Here is a 17,913-nt window from a genome sequence, read left to right on the forward strand (position 1 = left end):
CCATGCCACCGACACATAAAAGAGGAGACACATCAATGAAACTCAAGCCTTTCGCGCTCGCCGCCACCCTTGTCGCCCTTGGTGCGACCAGTTTTGCCACGCCGATCCTTGCCCAGGAGCAGTTCATTCCGCTGCTGTCCTATCGCACCGGTGCCTACGCGCCCAACGGCGTGCCCTGGGCCAACGGCAAGCAGGACTATCTCAAGTACATCAACGCCAACGGCGGCATCAACGGCGTCAAGATCGCCTTCGAGGAGTGCGAGACCGGCTACGCCACCGACAAGGGCGTGGAGTGCTACGAGCGCCTGAAGGGCAAGGGCGCGGCCGTGTTCGACCCGCAGGCCACCGGCATCACCTTCGCGCTCACCGACAAGGCGCCGGTCGACAAGATCCCGCTGATCACGCTCGGATACGGCCTGGCAGCCTCGCAGGACGGCGGCGTGTTCAAGTGGAACTTCCCGCTGATGGGCAGCTACTGGACCGCGGCCGACATCCTGATCCAGCACCTGGGCAAGAAGGAAGGCGGACTCGACAAGCTCAAGGGCAAGAAGATCGCGCTGATCTACCACGACTCGCCCTTCGGCAAGGAGCCGATCCCGGCGCTGAAGAAGCGCGCGGAGATGCATGGCTTCGACCTGCAACTGTTGCCGGTGACCGCGCCGGGCGTGGAGCAGAAGGCGACCTGGCTGCAGGTGCGTCGCGATCGTCCCGACTATGCGCTGCTGTGGGGCTGGGGCGTGATGAACTCGACGGCGCTGAAGGAAGCGATCGCCACCGGCTTCCCGCGCGAGAAGCTGTTCGGCGTGTGGTGGGCGGGTGCCGAACCCGACGTCAAGGACGTGGGCGCCAACGCCAAGGGCTACAGCGCGCTGGCGCTGAACCCGAACGGTACCGATTACCCGCTGATGCAGGACCTTCTGAAGAAGGTGCATGACGCCGGCCAGGGCTCGGGGCCGCGCGACGAGGTCGGTTCGGTGCTCTATACCCGCGGCATGATCATCTCGATGCTCAGCGTCGAGGCCGTGCGTGCGGCGCAGGAGAAGTTCGGCAAGGGCCAGGTCATGACCGGCGAGCAGGTGCGCTGGGGCTTCGAGAACCTCAACCTCGACGAGAAGCGGCTTGAAGAGCTGGGCGTGAAGGGCGTCATCCGTCCGATCAAGACCACTTGCGAGGATCACATGGGCTCGTCGTGGGCACGCGTGCACTCGTGGGATGGCAGCAAGTGGGTGATGGGCGCCGACTGGTACGAGGCGGACAAGAGCGTGCTCGACCCGATGGTCAAGGAAGCCGCAGACCGCTACGCCGCCGAGAAGCAGGTCAAGCGTCGCGACGCCAGCGACTGCAACACCTGATGTTGTTTCCAGCCGCTCGACCGTGCCGCCTCGTGCGGCTGGCCGGGTGGCCGGAATCGATCCGGGCCCTGTCGCGCGCGTCGTGGTGGGGCCGAATTTAGCGGACGAAATGATGAGCGCACCGAATCTTCTACTCAATGTGAATGGCATCGAGGTGATCTACAACCACGTCGCGCTGGTGCTCAAGGGGGTGTCCCTGCAGGTGCCCGAGGGCGGCATCGTGGCCATTCTCGGCGGCAACGGCGCGGGCAAGACCACCACGCTGCGAGCGATCTCCAATCTGCTCAAGGGCGAGCGCGGCGAGGTCACCAAGGGCACGATCGAATATCGCGGTGAGCGCGTCGAAGCGCTGTCACCGTCCGACCTCGTGCGCCGAGGGGTGGTCCAGGTCATGGAAGGGCGCCACTGCTTCGCCCACCTGACCATCGAGGAAAACCTGCTCGCCGGTGCCTACACCCGCAGCGACAAGGGCGAGATCGCCGCCAACCTCGACAAGGTGTACACCTACTTCCCGCGCCTGAAGACGCGCCGCACGAGCCAGGCGGCCTACACCTCGGGCGGTGAGCAGCAGATGTGCGCGATCGGGCGTGCGCTGATGTCGAACCCGAACATGGTCCTGCTCGACGAGCCCTCGATGGGCCTGGCACCGCAGATCGTCGAAGAGGTGTTCGAGATCGTCAAGGACCTCAACGCCAAGGAAGGGGTGAGCTTCCTGCTCGCAGAACAGAACACCATGGTCGCGCTGCGTTACGCCGACTTCGGCTACATCGTCGAGAACGGCCGCATCGTGATGGAAGGCGCGGCCAAGGACCTGGCGACCAACGAGGACGTCAAGGAGTTCTACCTCGGCCTCGCGGGCGAAGGCCGCAAGAGCTTCCGCGACATCAAGCACTATCGTCGCCGCAAGCGTTGGCTGAGCTGAAGCCCGCTGGACTGGACGCCGAAACGGACAACGCATCGAGCTGGGGAGCCAAGATGAATTTCCACGATACGCGCGAGACCCGCGATCCCGAGGCGCGCGAGCGCGAACTGCTGGCCCGCCTGCCGGCGCAGATCGCCCACGCGCGCGCCGCTGCGCCAGCGTTCGGGCGGCTGCTCGCCGACGTCGATCCGGATTCCGTGACCAGCCGTGACGCACTCGCCACGCTGCCGGTCATCCGCAAGTCGGAGTTGCTGGAATTGCAGAAGGCGGCGCGGCCCTTCGGCGGTTTTTCGGCGGTGGGCTGGGGCACGGCGTGCCGGCGCGTGTTCGCCTCGCCTGGCCCGCTCTACGAACCCGAAGGTGCGCGCCCCGACTACTACCGCCTGGCGCGCGCGCTGTTCGCCGCGGGCTTCCGTGCCGGCGACCTGGTCCACAACACCTTCTCGTATCATTTCACCCCCGCCGGCTCGATGATGGAGACCGCCGCGCACGCGCTCGGTTGCACCGTCTTCCCCGCCGGCGTGGGCCAGACCGAGCAGCAGCTCGCGGCGATCGCCGACCTGCAGCCCACTGCCTACGTCGGCACGCCATCCTTCCTGCGCATCCTGCTCGACAAGGCGGATGAGCTCGGCGTGCCGGTGTCCTTCACCAAGGCCTTCGTCTCCGGCGAGGCCTTCCCGCCCAGCCTGCGCGAGGCCTTCGCCGCGCGCGGCATCACGGCCTTCCAGGCCTACGCCACCGCCGACATCGGGCTGATCGCCTACGAAACCCCGGCGCGCGAGGGCATGGTGGTGGACGAAGATGTGCTGCTCGAGATCGTCCGCCCCGGCACCGGCGACCCGGTGGCGCCCGGCGAGGTGGGCGAGGTGGTGGTGACCACCTTCAACCCCGATTACCCGCTGATCCGCTTCGGCACCGGCGATTTGTCGGCGGTGCTGCCCGGCACCTCGCCCTGCGGGCGCACCAATGTTCGCATCAAGGGCTGGATGGGGCGCGCCGACCAGACCACCAAGGTCAAGGGCATGTTCGTGCATCCCGGACAGATCGCCCAGGTGGTGCGCCGTCACCCCGAGATCACGCGTGCGCGCCTGGTGGTGGATAATCCGGACCTCAACGACCGCATGACGCTGATGTGCGAGGCGGCCGGTGGCGGCAGCGAGGCCCTGGCCGATGCCGTCGCCGCCAGCATTCGCGAACTGACCAAGCTGCGTGGCGAGGTCGCCTTCCTGCCGGCGGGGGCTCTCGCCAACGACGGCAAGGTCATCGACGACGTGCGGGTTTATCGATAGCCACAGACGGCGCGCGCGCTGCCGGGCGCCGGCCATGGGCGGGCGTACCGGCAGCACGTGCTGCGCGCCCGGAGAATCCATGCAAGACCAGACCGCCGCGCGCCGCGCGCCACTCGAGGGCGTGCGCGTCCTCGATCTCAGCCGCCTCCTTCCCGGCCCCCTGGCCACCCAGCACCTGGCCGACTACGGCGCCGAAGTCATCAAGGTCGAGGACACCGGTGCCGGCGACTATGCGCGCACCATGGGCGCGATGGGCGGCGAGACGAGCTGGTTCTATCAGGTCGTCAACCGCAACAAGCGCAGCCTGCGACTGGACCTCAAGCAGGCCGAAGGGCGCGCGCTCTTCCTGCGCCTGGTGGAAAGCGCCGACGTGGTGGTCGAGGGCTTTCGCCCGGGCGTGATGGCGCGCCTCGGGCTGGGCTACGAGACCCTGGCCGGGCGCAACCCGCGCGTCGTCCTGTGCAGCATCTCCGGCTACGGTCAGAGCGGACCCTACGCGGCGCGCGCCGGACACGACATCAATTACCTCGGTTACGCCGGCGTGCTCGACCAGATTGGCACTGCAGGCGGCGCGCCTGCGCTGTCGAATGTGCAGATCGGCGACCTGCTCGGCGGCACCATGGGCGCGGTGATGGGCATCATGGTCGCGTTGTTCGACGCCCAGCGCAGCGGCCACGGGCGTCACGTAGACGTGTCGATGACCGATGCCACTTTCGCCCATGCCATCTTCCCGCTCACCGAGGTGCTGGCCAGCGGTCGGGTTCGACCGCGCGGAGAGGATCTGCTCAGCGGTGGCGTACCCTGCTACGGGGTGTACGAAACGGCCGACGGCCGCCACATGGCGGTGGGCGCCCTCGAAGAAAAGTTCTGGCACCTGCTGTGCGACACGCTCGGGCGCACGGATCTCCAACCGGGCCATCTGGCCGAGGGCACGGAGGGCGCACGCGTGCGCGGCGAGCTGGCGGCCATCTTCCGCAGCCGCAGTCAGCGCGACTGGGTGTCGATCTTCGATGCGGTGGATTGCTGCGTGACGCCGGTGCTGCGCCTGGAGGAAAGTCTGGAGGATGCGCAGTTACAGGCACGCGGCATGGTGGTCGAGGTGGCCGGCGTGCGCCAGTTCGGACCGGCGGTGCGCATGACGGCGATGCCGACGTCCGCGCCGCGCGCCGCACCGACGAGGGTCGGGGCAGACACCGAGGCAATACTCGCAGGCGAGGGCGTGGACGCAGATACGATCGAGCGCCTGCGCGCGGCGGGTGTCATCTGAACGGATACGGCTGAACGGATAGGGCGGAGGCGGAGCCGCCGAACGGGAACCGATGAACGCAAACGGGCGGTAGTAATGCCGCCCGCGTCAGGCATCGGCGGCGCTCAACCCGGCGCCCCGTGGAGGTGATGCTTACTTGTCGGTCGATGTCTTGCGACGCGTGCCGCGGCTGCTCTTGGCTTCGGCCTCGCGCGCCGCGGCCTCGGCGTCGGTTCCCGGCACGTTGTTCATGAGGTTCCACGGCCACATTGCCGCAGCGTTGGCGAACGGATTGTTGGCGGAGTCGCTCGCGCCCTCGCCGGCCTGCTGCGCTTGCTGGCTCATCGCCTTCACGGCAGCCAGCGCTGCGCGCTGCATGTCGAGTCCCTGGATGCTCATCTGCAGCATGTTCAGGTTCATCTTCAGCCAGCCTTCGACTGCGCGCATGTCCTTGATGCGCTTGTCGAGCTCGTCGATGTCCAGTGTCGGCGTGACCATTCCGGGCAGGGAGAAACCCATCTGGTTCCACATGCCGCGCACGAATTCCAGCGGATCCTGAGCGTTCTGGTCCTTTGACATTGGCTACTCCAGTCGGGTTGAAGGATATGAACCGATATTAACCGATACACCGCTGCGGGTGCGCGTCCTGCACGGGGCGCGCGGGGCGCAGGGGGCGCGAGGGCGGCGGGTGTCAGTGGGCGGTCAGGAGCCGATGCATCAGCGCACGCAGGCGCGCGGAGCGGACTGGCTTGTGCAGCATCTGCACGCCGGCCGCCTGGATGCGGGCGAGGCTCTCCGGCGCGGTGTCGCCGCTGATGAGCACTGCGGGCAGTCCTGCCAGTCCGGGTTGTGCCCGCACCTTGGTGATCAATGCGAGGCCATCGGTCGCGCCACCGAGGCGCAGGTCGGTGATCAGGATGTCGGGCGCGTTCCCGCTCGCGAGTGCGTCCATCAGGCCACCGGCCGATTGCGCGGCCGTCACTTCACAGCCCCAGGACTCGAGCAGGCTCGTCATGGCGCTGAGGGCGAGCGCGTCGTCGTCAGCGAGCAGCACCTGGAGGTCGCCGAAATGGCCGAGCGCGAGCGCTTCGCGGTCGCCCGGCACCGGTTCGGGTTGCGGTGCGGCCGGTATTTCGACGGCGAACACCGATCCCCGCCCGGGTGCCGAGCGCAGTTCGAGCCGATGGCCGAGCAGGTCCACCAGGCGGCGGACGATGGCCAGGCCAAGGCCAAGACCCTTGTCGCGGGCGCGCTCGGCATTACCGAGCTGAACGAACTCCTGGAAGATGACCTGCTGATCGTCGACGGCGATGCCCGGGCCGCTGTCGCGTACCTCGACGCGCAGGCGCTCGCCCCGGCGCCGGCAGGCCATGAGCACGCGGCCGTGCGCGGGGGTGTAGCGGATGGCATTGCTGACGAGGTTGGCGACGATGCGTTCGAACAGCAGCGGGTCGCTGAGACCCCAGCACGGCGGGCAGCGCAGGCGCAGCTCCAGGCCGCGCGCAGCGGCGGCGCTGGTCTGGCCGGCGATGATGTGTTCGAGCTTGGCGTGCATGTCGAACACGCTGCGCTCAGGGGCGAGTACGCCGGCATCCAGTCGAGAGATGTCGAGCAGGCTGTCGAGCAGCCCCTCCATCGCCTCGGTCGAGGCCGTCAGGCGTCCGGTGATCTGTCGACTGCGCGCATCCAGGGGTTGCTGGGCGAGTTCGGAAAGGAACAGCCCGAGTGCGTGCAGAGGCTGGCGCAGGTCGTGGCTGGCAGCAGCGAGGAAGCGGGACTTGGCCAGGTTCGCGCGCTCGGCCTCGTCCTTGCGTGCGCGCAGTTCGGAGGTGGCATCGTCGATGCGGCGCGCCATGGAGGCGTGCGCGTTCTGGAGTCGCTCGGCCATCTCGTTCACACCTTCGGCGAGGGCGCGCACGCTCCCTCCGCCGCTGACCGTGACGCGACGGTCCAGCTCGCCGCGGCCGATGCTGAGGACTGCTTCGGCGGTCTCGCGGATCGGGCCGCTGACGCTGCGACTCATGCGCCGTGCCAGCAGCAGGCTGCCCACGGCCACGATCACCATCCAGCCGGCGGCGATCCAGAGCAGTTCGCTGCGGCGCTGCTGCAGCCGGGCGAGCGACATGTCCATGATCAGCTGGCCGAGCGGTGCCTGCACGTTGTTGGCCGGCACCATGCCGCCGCTGAAGACGTCTTCGGTGGGGAGGTGGCTGGGCCGGATCGGTTCCACGATGCGCAGCCAGCGTCCGTCAGGCGTTTCCAGTGTCTGCACCCGCGCTGGATAGGGCGCCGTGGGCGGGAGCGTGGCTGCGAAGCGTCCGGTACGCACGAGTACCTGGCCGTCCGCGCCGCGGATGGCGATGGCTGCGACGTCGTCCTCGAGCATGAGGGCGTCGGCGAGCTGGCCGAGCGTTTCGCGGTCGCCGGCAAAGATCGCGTATTCGCTGGCGGCGGCGAGCTGGCGGGCATGGGCCTGGGCGCGTGCGCGCAGGGCCTGGTCGAGGTCGGACAGGCGCAGGCCGGTGTGGGTTGCGGTCATCAGCGCGGCCACCACCAGCATCGGCACGAAGGCGACAAAGGTGACGCGGGCGCGGATGCCCCAGCGCTCGATCATGGCGCGAGCCCCTCCTGCGCACGCAGTGCGTCGGTGAGCGCGTCCGCCTGTGGCAGTTGAATGCCGAGTGCGCGCGCGACGGTGGGATTGACGCCGACTTCGAACAGGGCATGGTGGGTGGGGCTCGGCAGTGCCTGCCCGGTCAGCACCTGCCGGACGACGGCCGCAGTTTCGGTTCCCGCCTGCGTCGGCGTGGTGTACAGACCGAGCACGGCACCGGCGCGCACGTAGGCAGCCGAGAAGCCGAGCACCGGGGCGTGCAGGCGAAAGGCAGTGAGCAGCACGTGATGCACGGTCTGGCTGTTGAACACCTGGCTGTCTGGTGTGATGACCAGCACCGCGGGCTGTTCCAGTACGCTGCGCAGCGCCGGATACAGCGCAGGGATGTCGGCGACCTCGGCGCTGCGGGTGTCGAGGCCGCTGCGCGTGGCGGCGGTGTTCAGCGCGCGCGCCAGGGCGGGTGTCTCGGGGCCGGCGATCGTGGCGATCCGCTCATGCTTGGGCAGCGCCAGCCGGATCAGCGCGATCTGGCGTTCGGCGGGCTGGTCCAGCACGATCGCCGACCTGGGCGCGCTGCCGGGCCGCTCGCCCAGTGCGTCGAGGGTGCTGCGCGACAGCAGGACGTGGAGGACGGGGGTCGCCGTCTCCAGCGCCACGGTGGTGTGTGCGGCATGGCTGCCGACGGTGACGATCAGGCGGGCGCCGGTCAGTGACGCCCGGTTCGCGCTTGCCGGCGCCAGGACCGACACGTCAACACCGTCGCGCTGCAGTTCGGCGTTCAGCGCGGCCACGGTTTCTGCTTGTGGCGCCTTGTCCATCTCGGCGAGCACGAGCACGCGCGAGCCTGCCGCCATTGCCGGGCTGATGAGCGGCACGACGAGCAATGCGAGCAGCGCGACCCAGCGCCACACCGATGCGCGTTTCATCCGCCATGCCCAGACAGCAGCCAGCCAAGCTGGCTCAGCGTCGAGCGGGAGACCGCGAAGGGATTCAGGCACATGGGCGAGGATGCGAATGGATCGGGTTGGGGCGCGGCACGCAGTACCTGCAGAAAGTCTGGCAATTTTCCCTTCTTTGCGCCTTCCGGCATAGGGCCGGCTGCATCCGGCATGGTATGTTCATCGCGTTCTTCAGCCGGGGCGGCGCGCTGCCGCAAGCGGGACATGACAAAGATCCTCATCGTCGAAGACCATGCGCTCGTCCGCGAGGCCATGGCGCAGAGCCTGTCGCGGCTGGAGCCCGGGGTCGAGTGCATCGAGGCGGCCGATGGCGACGAGGCGCTCGCGGTGCTCGAGCGCCAGTCGGACCTTGATCTCGCCGTGATCGATCTGATGCTGCCCGACGTCAATGGCTTCTCCCTTTTGGTCATTCTCGGCAAGCGCTTTCCTGACATGCCGGCGATCGTGGTGTCGGCAATGGACGACGACGCCTCGGTACGGCGGGCGCTGAAGGCGGGCGCTTCCGGTTTCGTGTCCAAGGCCAGTTCCGGTGAGGTGCTGCTGCGTGCGGTGCGCGAACTGCTCGATGGCGGCGTGCCGACGCCTGTGCGCAGTACCCAGAGCCCGCGGCGTTCTCCCGGCAAGGCGCCCGCTGAGCGCTTCGGGCTGACGACCGCGCAGGCTCGTGTGCTTGAACTGCTCGCCGGGGGGCGCAGTAACCGCGAGATTGCGGACCTTCTCGGCCTCACCGAAGGTACGGTCAAGGTCCACATGACCGCGATCTACCGCGCGCTCGGCGTGAGCAGCCGATCACAGGCGCTGGTCGCAATCGCGCGCAGCGGGGCGCGGCTCTGAGTGCTGCCGGGCGCGGGCGCGCCGTGCTCAGTGGCTGCGACGCGCGCCCTGGGTGAGCCGTAGCGGCATTTCGGCTGCGGGCAGGCGCTCGGCGATGTCGTCGCCCTCGTCATCCGGGCCGTGATCGGCGAAATCGATCTCGAGCACTTCCAGCACCTGGCGCGCGACGGCGCGGCAGGCGTTCGACAGCGGCGAGGGCAGTTGCTCGGGGACGCGTTTCTGCAGCAGCAACTTGCTTGCCGACAGGGCGTTGACCGGGCGCAGGATGCGGTGGCGATAAGCGCCCAGCAGTTGCGCGACGGTGCGGTCCGCGGCTTCGCGCTGCCAGGCGTTGTGCGGCCACTGGGTGGGCACCGCATAGGCGCGCGGGAACATCTCCAGGTCGCGCAGCACGGTGCGGATGTCCTCATGCGATTCGCGAAAGGGCAGCAGCACGATGTCGGAGAGGGCGTACAGCTTGCGGTCCATCTCGGTGCGGTTGCCGCCGCCGTCGATGACGCCGATCCAGTCGTCGAGGGTGCGCAGTTTGTCGACCACCTTGGTCAGGGAGTCGCGCGTGCGTGCGTCCGCAATCAGGTAGCGCCGGCCCGCAGGGACGAGGGGCTCACGTGTGGTGTCGGTGAGCACGCACGCCGCGCGCTGGCCAAGGAGACCGAGGCCCTGGCACAGCATGTGCGACAAAGTGGTCTTGCCGGTTCCGCCCTTGTTGCCGATCACGCAGATGATCTCAGCCATGACGCTACATCCTTCGCTTGCAGTCCATTTCACCGTGTCCATTATCGGTCCTGGCGGTCAAGGGCAAGCGCCGGAAAAGCGCCCGTTCGTCACCCCTATTTTGGCCGTTCAGGGTGTCGCGTGAGGCGGAATGCGGTAGCCGTACAGGCGCGTGCGGCGACGGTCGTCCACATCGACGACGAAGTCGGCGTCGCGTTCGGGGACCGGAAAACTGTTGCTGACCAGGAGCGCGCCAGGGCGCAGTTCCGCTGCGGCCTTCCGCCACACCGCGGCCATCGGCACGGGAGACAGGAAGGCGTACACCACGTCGAAGTCCTGCCAGGTACGGGCGAAGATGTCGCCGCGCTGGCAGTCGATGTTGGGCTGGCGGGCGGCGAGCAGGTGGCCGATCAACCAGGTCGCGGGCGCGAGTTCGACGCCGATGAACTGGCAGTCGGGTCGGGCGCGGGCGAGCGGGCGCAGCAGTGAGCCGGTGCCCGCGCCGATGTCGAGCAGGCGGGCCGGCGCCGCGGGCAGCAGGTCGACAACCGCCGCTGCAGTGCGGCGGTTGCTCAGGTAGAGCGGGACCTGGGTGCGAAAGCTGGTCCAGTACACGAGCACCAGCGCGACGAAGGCGGCGAGATGCCAGGCCGGGTGCAGGCCGAGGCTCTGCGCCGCGACCAGCAGCGGGACGAAGCCGAGGTGGATGGGCAGCCACCAGCGCGCGCTGCGCAGCAGCGCCGCGGCCACTGCCGCGCTCGCGGCCTGGGTCGCCACGATCTGCCACAGGCCGGCGACGAGACCGTTGCGGGCGAGCAGTAAGGCAACGGCCGAGCCGATGAGCTGGGCGAGCAGGGCTTTGAGGGCAGGAGGCATCGTGAGCGGTGGCGCGGCAGCAAAAAGGCTGGCGCATGATAGCCGCTGGCCCTTCGTCTCGCATGTCGGACAGGGGCCTGTCCGCGCTGGGGCGCATTGGCACGGGGGGCTGGCCTCGAGAGTCAGGCCGCCACGCGCTGGCGCCGCGCTGCTGCCTCCTGCCGCGCGCCGCGCCAGCGGGAAAGCAGCGCGCGACGCTGTTTCGCCGCCGACTGCATGGCGGCCGCCTTCACATGGCCGAAGCCGCGGATGTGCTCTGGCAGGCGGGCGATCTCGAGTGCGAGGGGCAGACGGTCGTAGCTCAGGCTGTCGAGCAGTTCGGCGACATCGGCTTCGTATTCGGCGATCAGCGCCCGCTCGGCGCGGCGCTCCGCGGTGTAGCCGAAAACATCCCAGCGCGTGCCGCGCAACCCCTTGAGGCGGGCGAGCAGACGGAAAACGCGCATCATGCCGGGGCCGAAGGCGCGCTTGGCGACGTGGCCGGTGTTCGGGTCGGGGCGCGCAAGCAGCGGCGCGGCGAGGTGAAAGCGCACGCTGTAGTCGCCCTCGAAGCGGGCCTCCACCTTCTGCCAGAAGGCCGGGTCGGTGTACAAGCGCGCGACTTCGTATTCGTCCTTGTAGGCGAGCAGCTTGAAGTAGTTGTGCGCCACCGCCTCGGTCAGCCGGGTGCTGTCGGTGCCGACGCGTGCGGCTTCGGCAGTGCGTACGCGCTCGACGAGGGCGCGGTAGCGTTCGGCGTAGGGCGTGTCCTGGTAGGCCGTGAGTGCTCGCACACGGCGTGCGATGAGCTCGTCGAGACCGTGCGGGCGGTCGGGTTGCACCTGCACGGGGCGGGCATGGCGCTCGACGGCGGCGAGGTCGTGGGCGGCGCGCCGGCCCCACAGGAAGGCGCGGCGGTTCATGTCCACCGCCACGCCGTTGAGCGCCACCGCCTGCATGAGCGCCGCCTCGGACACCGGCACCAGACCACGCTGCCACGCGAAGCCGAGCAGGAACAGGTTGGTGGCGATGCCATCGCCGAGCAGCGTGGTGGCCAGCGCCTGGGCGTCGACGAAGTCCGCGCCGACGCCCGCGTCGAGTTCTGTGCCGAGTCCTGTGCGCGTGCCGCCGGCGTCGTTCGCATCGATGCCGAGCGCTTCACGGATCGTGGTGCGCATGTGCCGCTCGGGGAACTGCCAGTCCGGGTTGTGGGTGAATTCGGAGGTCGGCGTCTCGGCGAGGTTGATCACCGCGCGTGTGCGTCCGGCGGCCATCTTGGCCAGGGCCTCGACGCTGGCGCTGACGATGAGGTCGCCGCCGATCACCGCGTCGGCCTCGCCAGCGGCAATGCGCACCGCGTGCAGGTCGTCGGGCCGGTCGGCGATGCGGATGTGGCTGTACACCGAGCCGCCCTTCTGCGCGAGGCCGGTCATGTCGAGCACGGTGACGCCCTTGCCGTCGAGGTGGGCCGCCATGCCGATCAGCGCGCCGATGGTGATCACGCCGGTGCCGCCGACGCCAGTGACCAGGATGCCGTAGGGGCGGGCGGTGGCGGGCAGCCTGGGGGCGGGCGGGATGCCGAAGTGCGCATCGTCGGCGGCCAGCGCCGTGCCCTTGCGCACCTGGCCGCCCTCGATGGTGATGAAGCTCGGGCAGAAGCCCTTCAGGCAGGAGTAATCCTTGTTGCACGAGGACTGGTCGATCTGGCGCTTGCGCCCGAACTCGGTTTCCACCGGCATGATCGACATGCAGTTCGACTGCACGCCGCAGTCGCCGCAGCCCTCGCACACCGCCTCGTTGATGAAGACCCGGCGCGCGGGATCGGGGAAGGTGCCGCGCTTCCTGCGCCGGCGCTTCTCGGCAGCGCAGGTCTGGTCGTAGATCAGCGCGGTGACGCCGCCCGATTCGCGCAGCTCGCGCTGGATGGCGTCGAGCTCGTCGCGGTGGCGGATGGGCACGTGCGGGATGTCGGCGGGGCCGTAGGCGCGCTCGGTGCCGTCGGTGACCACGACGATGTTATGCACGCCCTCGGCCTGCAGCTGACGGACGATGATGGGGACGTCGAGCGGGCCGTCGTGGGGCTGGCCACCGGTCATCGCCACCGCGTCGTTGTAGAGGATCTTGTAGGTGATGTTCACCTTCGCCGCGACTGCCTGACGGATCGCCATCAGCCCCGAATGGAAGTAGGTGCCGTCGCCCAAGTTGGCGAAGATGTGCTTTTCGCGGGTGAAGGGCGCCTGCCCCACCCAGGGCACGCCTTCGCCGCCCATGTGGCTGAAGGTGGCGGTGCGCCGCTCGGGCATCCAGGTGACCATGTAGTGGCAGCCGATGCCGGCCACCGCGCGGCTGCCCTCGGGCACGTGGGTGGAGGTGTTGTGCGGGCAGCCCGAGCAGAAGGTGGGCACGCGGTCGGCGCTGAAACTGCGGCGTGCGAGCGCGGCTTCCTTGGCCTCGAGGAAGGCCAGCCGGGCGTGAATGCGCTCGGAGGTGAAGAAGCGGTCGACGCGGCCGGCGATCACGCGCGCGATCATCGCCGGGGTGAGCTCGCCGGCGGCCGGGAGCAGCCAGTCGCCATGGTCCACCGTTCCGTCGGCGCGGCCGATGCGCGCCCACTCGCCCTTCTCGTCGAACTTGCCGATCACGCGCGGGCGCACGTCTTCGCGCCAGTTGTAGAGCTCTTCCTTCAACTGGTATTCGAGCAGCTGGCGCTTTTCCTCGACCACCAGGATCTCGTCCAGCCCTGCGGCGAAGTGGCGCACGCCGTCGGCCTCCAGCGGCCATACCATGCCCACCTTGTACAGGCGGATGCCGATCTCGGCAGCGAGGGCGTCGTCGATGCCGAGATCGTCGAAGGCCTGGCGCACGTCGAGATAGCTCTTGCCGCTGGTGATGATGCCCAGGCGCGGCGCGGGCGAGTCGATGACGATGCGGTTGAGCCGGTTGGCGCGCGTGTACGCGAGCGCGGCGTAGAGTTTGTAGTGCAGCAGGCGCTTCTCCTGCACCAGCGGTGGATCGGGCCAGCGGATGTTGAGTCCGTCTGCGGGCAGGGCGAAGTCGGTGGGGATGACGACCTGTACGCGCCCCGGCTCGATGTCGACCGAGGCCGAGGTCTCCACCGTGTCGGCGAGCGCCTTGAACGCCACCCAGCAGCCGCAATAGCGCGACAGCGCATAGCCGTGGATGCCGAAGTCGATGTAATCCTGCACGCCCGCGGGCGCCAGCACCGGCATCATCATCGACTTGAAGAAGTGGTCGGTCTGGTGCGGCAGGGTGGAGGACTTTGCGGCGTGGTCGTCGCCGGCCACCACCAGCACGCCGCCGTACTTCGAGCTGCCGGCGGCGTTGGCGTGGCGGAACACGTCGCCGCAGCGGTCAACGCCCGGGCCCTTGCCGTACCAGAGGGCGAACACCCCCTGGTAGTCGGCATGCGGGGTGAGGTCGAGCTGCTGCGAGCCCCACACCGCGGTGGCGGCGAGGTCTTCGTTGACGCCGGGCTGGAACACGATGTGGCGCGACTGCAGGTGCGGCTTCGCCTTCCACAGCGTCTGGTCGAGCCCGCCGAGTGGCGAGCCGCGGTAGCCGGATACGAAGCCGGCGGTGTTGAGGCCGGCCGCCTCGTCGCGTGCCTTCTGGATCAGCAGCAGGCGCACCAGCGCCTGGTAGCCGGTCAGATAGACGCGGCCGCTGCTCAGGGTGTATTTGTCATCGAGGCTCGGTGCCGGGGTGGTGCTGCCCGCGAACGCTTCAGCCATGGTCCTCTCCTTCTGCCCAAAATCGTCACTTCGGGTGCCGCGCGCCTTGCCGTCCCGCCTTGTGGGTGGTGCGGCATGACGCGTTGCTTCAGGCTAGACGCGGGTCCTGGCGGCCTCAATCGCTGATTACCCTGAGCTCGCCCGACGGGCTCACAGGCCGGGAACCACCTTCCCGGGATTGAGCAGGTTGCGTGGGTCGAGTGCCTGCTTGATCGCACGCATGAAATCGACCGCTTCGCCGTGCTCCTGCACCAGGAAGCCCTGCTTGCCGATGCCGATGCCGTGCTCGCCCGTGCACGTGCCTCCCATGGCGAGCGCGCGCTCGACGATGCGGCGGTTCAGGGCCTCGGCTCTCGCGCCTTCCGCGTCATCTTCGGGGTCGACAAGGATGATGGCGTGGAAGTTGCCGTCCCCCACGTGGCCGACGATCGGCGCGATGAGACCGGATGCCTCGATGTCGGCCTGGGTCGCGCTCACGCACTCGGCGAGGGTCGAGATCGGAACGCACACATCGGTGGTGATTGCGCGGCTGTTCGGGCGCAGGTTCAGGCTGGCGAAGTAGGCGTCGTGGCGCGCGGCCCACAGGCGGCTGCGGTCTTCCGGGCGCTCGGCCCACTCGAAATCCAGACCGCCGTTCTCGCTCGCAAGCTCCTGCACGGTGCGCGCCTGCTCATCCACGCCGGCGGGGCTGCCGTGGAATTCGAAGAACAGCATCGGCGCCTCGCGCAGCGTGGTCTTGCTGTAGCGGTTGATCGCGCGCACGCCGAGCTCGTCCACCAGCTCGATACGTGCAACCGGCACGCCGAGCTGGATGGTCTGGATCACGGTATTGACCGCCGACACCACATCCGGGAAGGCACACACCGCAGCCGAGGTCGCTTCCGGCAGCGGGTGCAGCCGGACCGTGAGCTCGGTGATGACGCCCAGCGTGCCTTCCGAGCCGACGAGCAGCCGGGTGAGGTCATAGCCCGCGGCGGATTTGCGTGCGCGGCCGCCGGTGCGGATCACGCGCCCGTCGGCCATCACTGCGGTGAGGCCGAGCACGTTCTCGCGCATGGTGCCGTAGCGCACGGCGTTGGTGCCCGATGCGCGCGTCGCCGCCATGCCGCCCAGCGAGGCGTCGGCGCCGGGGTCGATCGGAAAGAACAGGCCGGTGCCGTGCAGCGCAGCGTTGAGCTGCTTGCGCGTCACGCCGGGTTGCACCACGACCAGCATGTCCTCGGCGCGAATGTCGAGCACCGCATTCATCTCGCTGCAGTCGATGCACACGCCGCCGCGTGTTGCCAGGATGTGGCCCTCGAGCGAGCTGCCAACCCCAAACGGGATCAGGGGTACGTCGAACTCGCCGCAGGCGCGCACCACTTCGGCCACTTCAGCCGTGGAATGCACGAACACCACCGCGTCGGGCGCGGCGTCGGGGAAGTGTGATTCGTCGTGGCCGTGATGCGCCCGAATGCTCTCGGCGCGGCTGATGCGGGTGCCGAACCGGGCCTCCAGGCGGTGCACGAGCGCTTCGGGAAAGGGTGGGCGGACGGGTTGCTCTGATGGCTTCATGCCTCGTGCTCCGGTGAAGTTCGAAAGCGAGATTATCGCCGCCGGATGGGCTGCAGCCGTCCTCGTGGCTGCCCCGGGCGGGGAGAGGGGCAGCCGGGTTCCCGTCCTCAGAAAAAAATCACGAAAACATTTGACAGGGCGGGAAGTGGGCTCTATAGTGCGGGGCTTCCCGGACGGAGGGATACCCAAGCGGTCAACGGGATCAGACTGTAAATCTGACGGCTCAGCCTTCGAAGGTTCGAATCCTTCTCCCTCCACCAAGTTTCAGTCGTGCCGCAAGTTGTTGCGGTCGGCGTAGCGGATGCAGTGAATCGGCTGCGAGTGTTGTGTAAGTGGTGTGCAAGCGAACGCAGTTGCAGGCATGTGCGGGTGTAGCTCAATGGTAGAGCAGAAGCCTTCCAAGCTTATGACGAGGGTTCGATTCCCTTCACCCGCTCCAGTAGTGCTGCGTTTGTAAAGTTTCGGCGCCCTTGTAGCTCAGTGGTAGAGCACTCCCTTGGTAAGGGAGAGGCCACGTGTTCAATCCACGTCAAGGGCACCACTCATTTTCTGCCTGGCCTGGGCGGCGGCCCACTTGTGTGGCTGCCGCACCGGTTTTTCTGGTTCTGATTTTAAGGATAGCGATATGGCTAAGGGTAAGTTTGAGCGGACGAAGCCGCACGTAAACGTCGGTACGATCGGCCACGTTGACCACGGCAAGACCACGCTGACCGCGGCGATCACCACGATCCTGTCGAAGAAGTTCGGCGGCGAAGCCAAGGCGTACGACCAGATCGACGCGGCGCCCGAAGAGAAGGCGCGCGGCATCACCATCAACACCGCGCACGTCGAGTACGAGACGGCCAACCGCCACTACGCGCACGTTGACTGCCCGGGCCACGCCGACTACGTCAAGAACATGATTACCGGTGCCGCACAGATGGACGGCGCGATCCTGGTGTGCTCGGCCGCTGATGGCCCGATGCCGCAGACGCGCGAACACATCCTGCTGGCGCGTCAGGTCGGTGTGCCGTACATCATCGTCTTCCTGAACAAGTGCGACATGGTCGACGACGAAGAGCTGCTCGAGCTCGTCGAGATGGAAGTGCGCGAGCTGTTGTCGAAGTACGACTTCCCGGGTGACGACGTTCCCATCGTCAAGGGCTCGGCGCTGAAGGCGCTCGAGGGCGATCAGTCGCCGATCGGCGAGCCGGCGATTTTCGAGCTTGCCGCTGCGCTCGACAGCTACATCCCGACGCCTGAGCGTGCCATCGACAAGCCCTTCCTGCTGCCGATCGAGGACGTGTTCTCGATCTCGGGTCGCGGCACCGTGGTGACCGGTCGTGTCGAGCGTGGCATCGTCAAGGTTGGTGAGGAAATCGAGATCGTCGGCATCAAGCCTACCGTCAAGACCACCTGCACCGGCGTTGAAATGTTCCGCAAGCTGCTGGACCAGGGTCAGGCCGGCGACAACGTGGGCGTGCTGCTGCGCGGCATCAAGCGTGAAGACGTCGAGCGCGGCCAGGTGCTGTGCAAGCCGGGTTCGATCAACCCGCACACGCACTTCACGGGCGAGATCTACGTGCTGTCGAAGGAAGAGGGTGGTCGTCACACTCCGTTCTTCAACAACTACCGTCCGCAGTTCTACTTCCGTACCACGGACGTGACCGGTTCGATCTCGCTGCCGGAAGGCACCGAGATGGTCATGCCGGGCGACAACGTGTCGATCACCGTCAAGCTGATCGCCCCGATCGCCATGGAAGAAGGTCTGCGCTTCGCGATCCGCGAAGGTGGCCGTACCGTCGGCGCCGGCGTCGTCGCCAAGATCATCGAGTAATCGACT

At 68.0% G+C, this 17,913-nt stretch carries 14 protein-coding genes and 3 tRNA genes; 9 read left to right on the forward strand and 8 right to left on the reverse strand.

The features are described from left to right. Window positions 1–35 precede the first annotated feature (35 nt). From RBT54_RS13120 to RBT54_RS13135, 4 genes are all read left to right on the forward strand, one after another. Window positions 36–1,352: an ABC transporter substrate-binding protein gene (locus tag RBT54_RS13120; protein WP_320367521.1), complete on the forward strand. Its 1,317-nt coding sequence runs from the start codon at window positions 36–38 to the stop codon at window positions 1,350–1,352. Between the two features lie 112 nt (window positions 1,353–1,464). After that, a complete protein-coding gene (locus RBT54_RS13125; protein WP_320367522.1) occupies window positions 1,465–2,274 on the forward strand; it encodes an ABC transporter ATP-binding protein in 810 nt (269 codons plus the stop codon). Between the two features lie 53 nt (window positions 2,275–2,327). Beyond that, the gene (locus tag RBT54_RS13130; RefSeq protein ID WP_320367523.1) at window positions 2,328–3,563 is read left to right on the forward strand and encodes a phenylacetate--CoA ligase family protein; all 1,236 of its coding nucleotides are present in this window, start codon (window positions 2,328–2,330) and stop codon (window positions 3,561–3,563) included. Window positions 3,564–3,642: 79 nt separating this feature from the next. Next, window positions 3,643–4,830: a CaiB/BaiF CoA-transferase family protein gene (locus RBT54_RS13135; protein WP_320367524.1), complete on the forward strand. Its 1,188-nt coding sequence runs from the start codon at window positions 3,643–3,645 to the stop codon at window positions 4,828–4,830. Between the two features lie 132 nt (window positions 4,831–4,962). Here RBT54_RS13135 and RBT54_RS13140 read toward each other — a convergent pair whose 3' ends face one another. The 4 genes from RBT54_RS13140 to RBT54_RS13155 all read right to left on the reverse strand — a co-directional run bounded on the left by RBT54_RS13140 (window position 4,963) and on the right by RBT54_RS13155 (window position 8,588). After that, window positions 4,963–5,388: a PhaM family polyhydroxyalkanoate granule multifunctional regulatory protein gene (locus tag RBT54_RS13140; RefSeq protein WP_320367525.1), complete on the reverse strand. Its 426-nt coding sequence runs from the start codon at window positions 5,386–5,388 to the stop codon at window positions 4,963–4,965. A 112-nt stretch (window positions 5,389–5,500) separates the two neighbouring features. Continuing rightward, complete coding sequence (locus RBT54_RS13145; RefSeq protein WP_320367526.1) at window positions 5,501–7,423, reverse strand: ATP-binding protein; 1,923 nt, start codon at window positions 7,421–7,423, stop codon at window positions 5,501–5,503. Next, a complete protein-coding gene (locus RBT54_RS13150; protein WP_320367527.1) occupies window positions 7,420–8,349 on the reverse strand; it encodes an ABC transporter substrate-binding protein in 930 nt (309 codons plus the stop codon). The genes RBT54_RS13145 and RBT54_RS13150 overlap by 4 nt, the downstream gene beginning before the upstream one ends. After that, complete coding sequence (locus RBT54_RS13155; RefSeq protein WP_320367528.1) at window positions 8,346–8,588, reverse strand: hypothetical protein; 243 nt, start codon at window positions 8,586–8,588, stop codon at window positions 8,346–8,348. The genes RBT54_RS13150 and RBT54_RS13155 overlap by 4 nt, the downstream gene beginning before the upstream one ends. On the opposite strand from RBT54_RS13155, the gene RBT54_RS13160 reads away from it, so the two are divergent. Further along, window positions 8,587–9,216 carry a response regulator transcription factor gene (locus RBT54_RS13160; protein WP_320367529.1) on the forward strand — a complete coding sequence of 210 codons (630 nt, stop codon included), beginning with the start codon at window positions 8,587–8,589 and terminating at the stop codon, window positions 9,214–9,216. The two genes, RBT54_RS13155 and RBT54_RS13160, sit on opposite strands and share 2 nt — an antisense overlap. A 27-nt stretch (window positions 9,217–9,243) precedes the next feature. Here RBT54_RS13160 and RBT54_RS13165 read toward each other — a convergent pair whose 3' ends face one another. The 4 genes from RBT54_RS13165 to RBT54_RS13180 all read right to left on the reverse strand — a co-directional run bounded on the left by RBT54_RS13165 (window position 9,244) and on the right by RBT54_RS13180 (window position 16,091). Next, the gene (locus RBT54_RS13165; protein ID WP_320367530.1) at window positions 9,244–9,951 is read right to left on the reverse strand and encodes a hypothetical protein; all 708 of its coding nucleotides are present in this window, start codon (window positions 9,949–9,951) and stop codon (window positions 9,244–9,246) included. A gap of 108 nt (window positions 9,952–10,059) precedes the next feature. Next, complete coding sequence (locus tag RBT54_RS13170) at window positions 10,060–10,806, reverse strand: class I SAM-dependent methyltransferase (RefSeq protein WP_320367531.1); 747 nt, start codon at window positions 10,804–10,806, stop codon at window positions 10,060–10,062. Window positions 10,807–10,928: 122 nt separating this feature from the next. Then, the gene (locus RBT54_RS13175; protein WP_320367532.1) at window positions 10,929–14,537 is read right to left on the reverse strand and encodes an indolepyruvate ferredoxin oxidoreductase family protein; all 3,609 of its coding nucleotides are present in this window, start codon (window positions 14,535–14,537) and stop codon (window positions 10,929–10,931) included. Window positions 14,538–14,687: 150 nt separating this feature from the next. Then, window positions 14,688–16,091 carry an FAD-binding oxidoreductase gene (locus RBT54_RS13180; RefSeq protein ID WP_320367533.1) on the reverse strand — a complete coding sequence of 468 codons (1,404 nt, stop codon included), beginning with the start codon at window positions 16,089–16,091 and terminating at the stop codon, window positions 14,688–14,690. Between the two features lie 175 nt (window positions 16,092–16,266). Between RBT54_RS13180 and RBT54_RS13185 the strand changes: the two genes are divergently transcribed. The 4 genes from RBT54_RS13185 (at window position 16,267) to tuf (ending at window position 17,907) form a co-directional block, all read left to right on the forward strand. Continuing rightward, window positions 16,267–16,351: transfer RNA gene (locus RBT54_RS13185), tRNA-Tyr, on the forward strand. A gap of 105 nt (window positions 16,352–16,456) precedes the next feature. Beyond that, window positions 16,457–16,530 (forward strand) — tRNA-Gly (locus RBT54_RS13190). 27 nt (window positions 16,531–16,557) lie between these two features. Next, window positions 16,558–16,632: transfer RNA gene (locus tag RBT54_RS13195), tRNA-Thr, on the forward strand. Window positions 16,633–16,716: 84 nt separating this feature from the next. After that, window positions 16,717–17,907, forward strand: coding sequence for an elongation factor Tu (gene tuf / locus RBT54_RS13200; RefSeq protein WP_320367534.1), 1,191 nt, complete (start codon window positions 16,717–16,719; stop codon window positions 17,905–17,907). The last annotated feature ends 6 nt before the right edge of the window (window positions 17,908–17,913 follow it).

This window comes from Thauera sp. (genome assembly GCF_034003485.1).
Lineage (GTDB): Bacteria > Pseudomonadota > Gammaproteobacteria > Burkholderiales > Rhodocyclaceae > Thauera.

Bases quoted from the DNA above. Each gene is read 5' to 3' on its own strand.
- RBT54_RS13120 (WP_320367521.1), top strand. From the start codon at position 36: ATGAAACTCAAGCCTTTCGCGCTCGCCGCCACCCTTGTCGCCCTTGGT.
- RBT54_RS13125 (WP_320367522.1), top strand. From the start codon at position 1,465: ATGAGCGCACCGAATCTTCTACTCAATGTGAATGGCATCGAGGTGATC.
- RBT54_RS13130 (WP_320367523.1), top strand. From the start codon at position 2,328: ATGAATTTCCACGATACGCGCGAGACCCGCGATCCCGAGGCGCGCGAG.
- RBT54_RS13135 (WP_320367524.1), top strand. From the start codon at position 3,643: ATGCAAGACCAGACCGCCGCGCGCCGCGCGCCACTCGAGGGCGTGCGC.
- RBT54_RS13140 (WP_320367525.1), bottom strand. From the start codon at position 5,388: ATGTCAAAGGACCAGAACGCTCAGGATCCGCTGGAATTCGTGCGCGGC.
- RBT54_RS13145 (WP_320367526.1), bottom strand. From the start codon at position 7,423: ATGATCGAGCGCTGGGGCATCCGCGCCCGCGTCACCTTTGTCGCCTTC.
- RBT54_RS13150 (WP_320367527.1), bottom strand. From the start codon at position 8,349: ATGAAACGCGCATCGGTGTGGCGCTGGGTCGCGCTGCTCGCATTGCTC.
- RBT54_RS13160 (WP_320367529.1), top strand. From the start codon at position 8,587: ATGACAAAGATCCTCATCGTCGAAGACCATGCGCTCGTCCGCGAGGCC.
- RBT54_RS13155 (WP_320367528.1), bottom strand. From the start codon at position 8,588: ATGTCCCGCTTGCGGCAGCGCGCCGCCCCGGCTGAAGAACGCGATGAA.
- RBT54_RS13165 (WP_320367530.1), bottom strand. From the start codon at position 9,951: ATGGCTGAGATCATCTGCGTGATCGGCAACAAGGGCGGAACCGGCAAG.
- RBT54_RS13170 (WP_320367531.1), bottom strand. From the start codon at position 10,806: ATGCCTCCTGCCCTCAAAGCCCTGCTCGCCCAGCTCATCGGCTCGGCC.
- RBT54_RS13175 (WP_320367532.1), bottom strand. From the start codon at position 14,537: ATGGCTGAAGCGTTCGCGGGCAGCACCACCCCGGCACCGAGCCTCGAT.
- RBT54_RS13180 (WP_320367533.1), bottom strand. From the start codon at position 16,091: ATGAAGCCATCAGAGCAACCCGTCCGCCCACCCTTTCCCGAAGCGCTC.
- tuf (WP_320367534.1), top strand. From the start codon at position 16,717: ATGGCTAAGGGTAAGTTTGAGCGGACGAAGCCGCACGTAAACGTCGGT.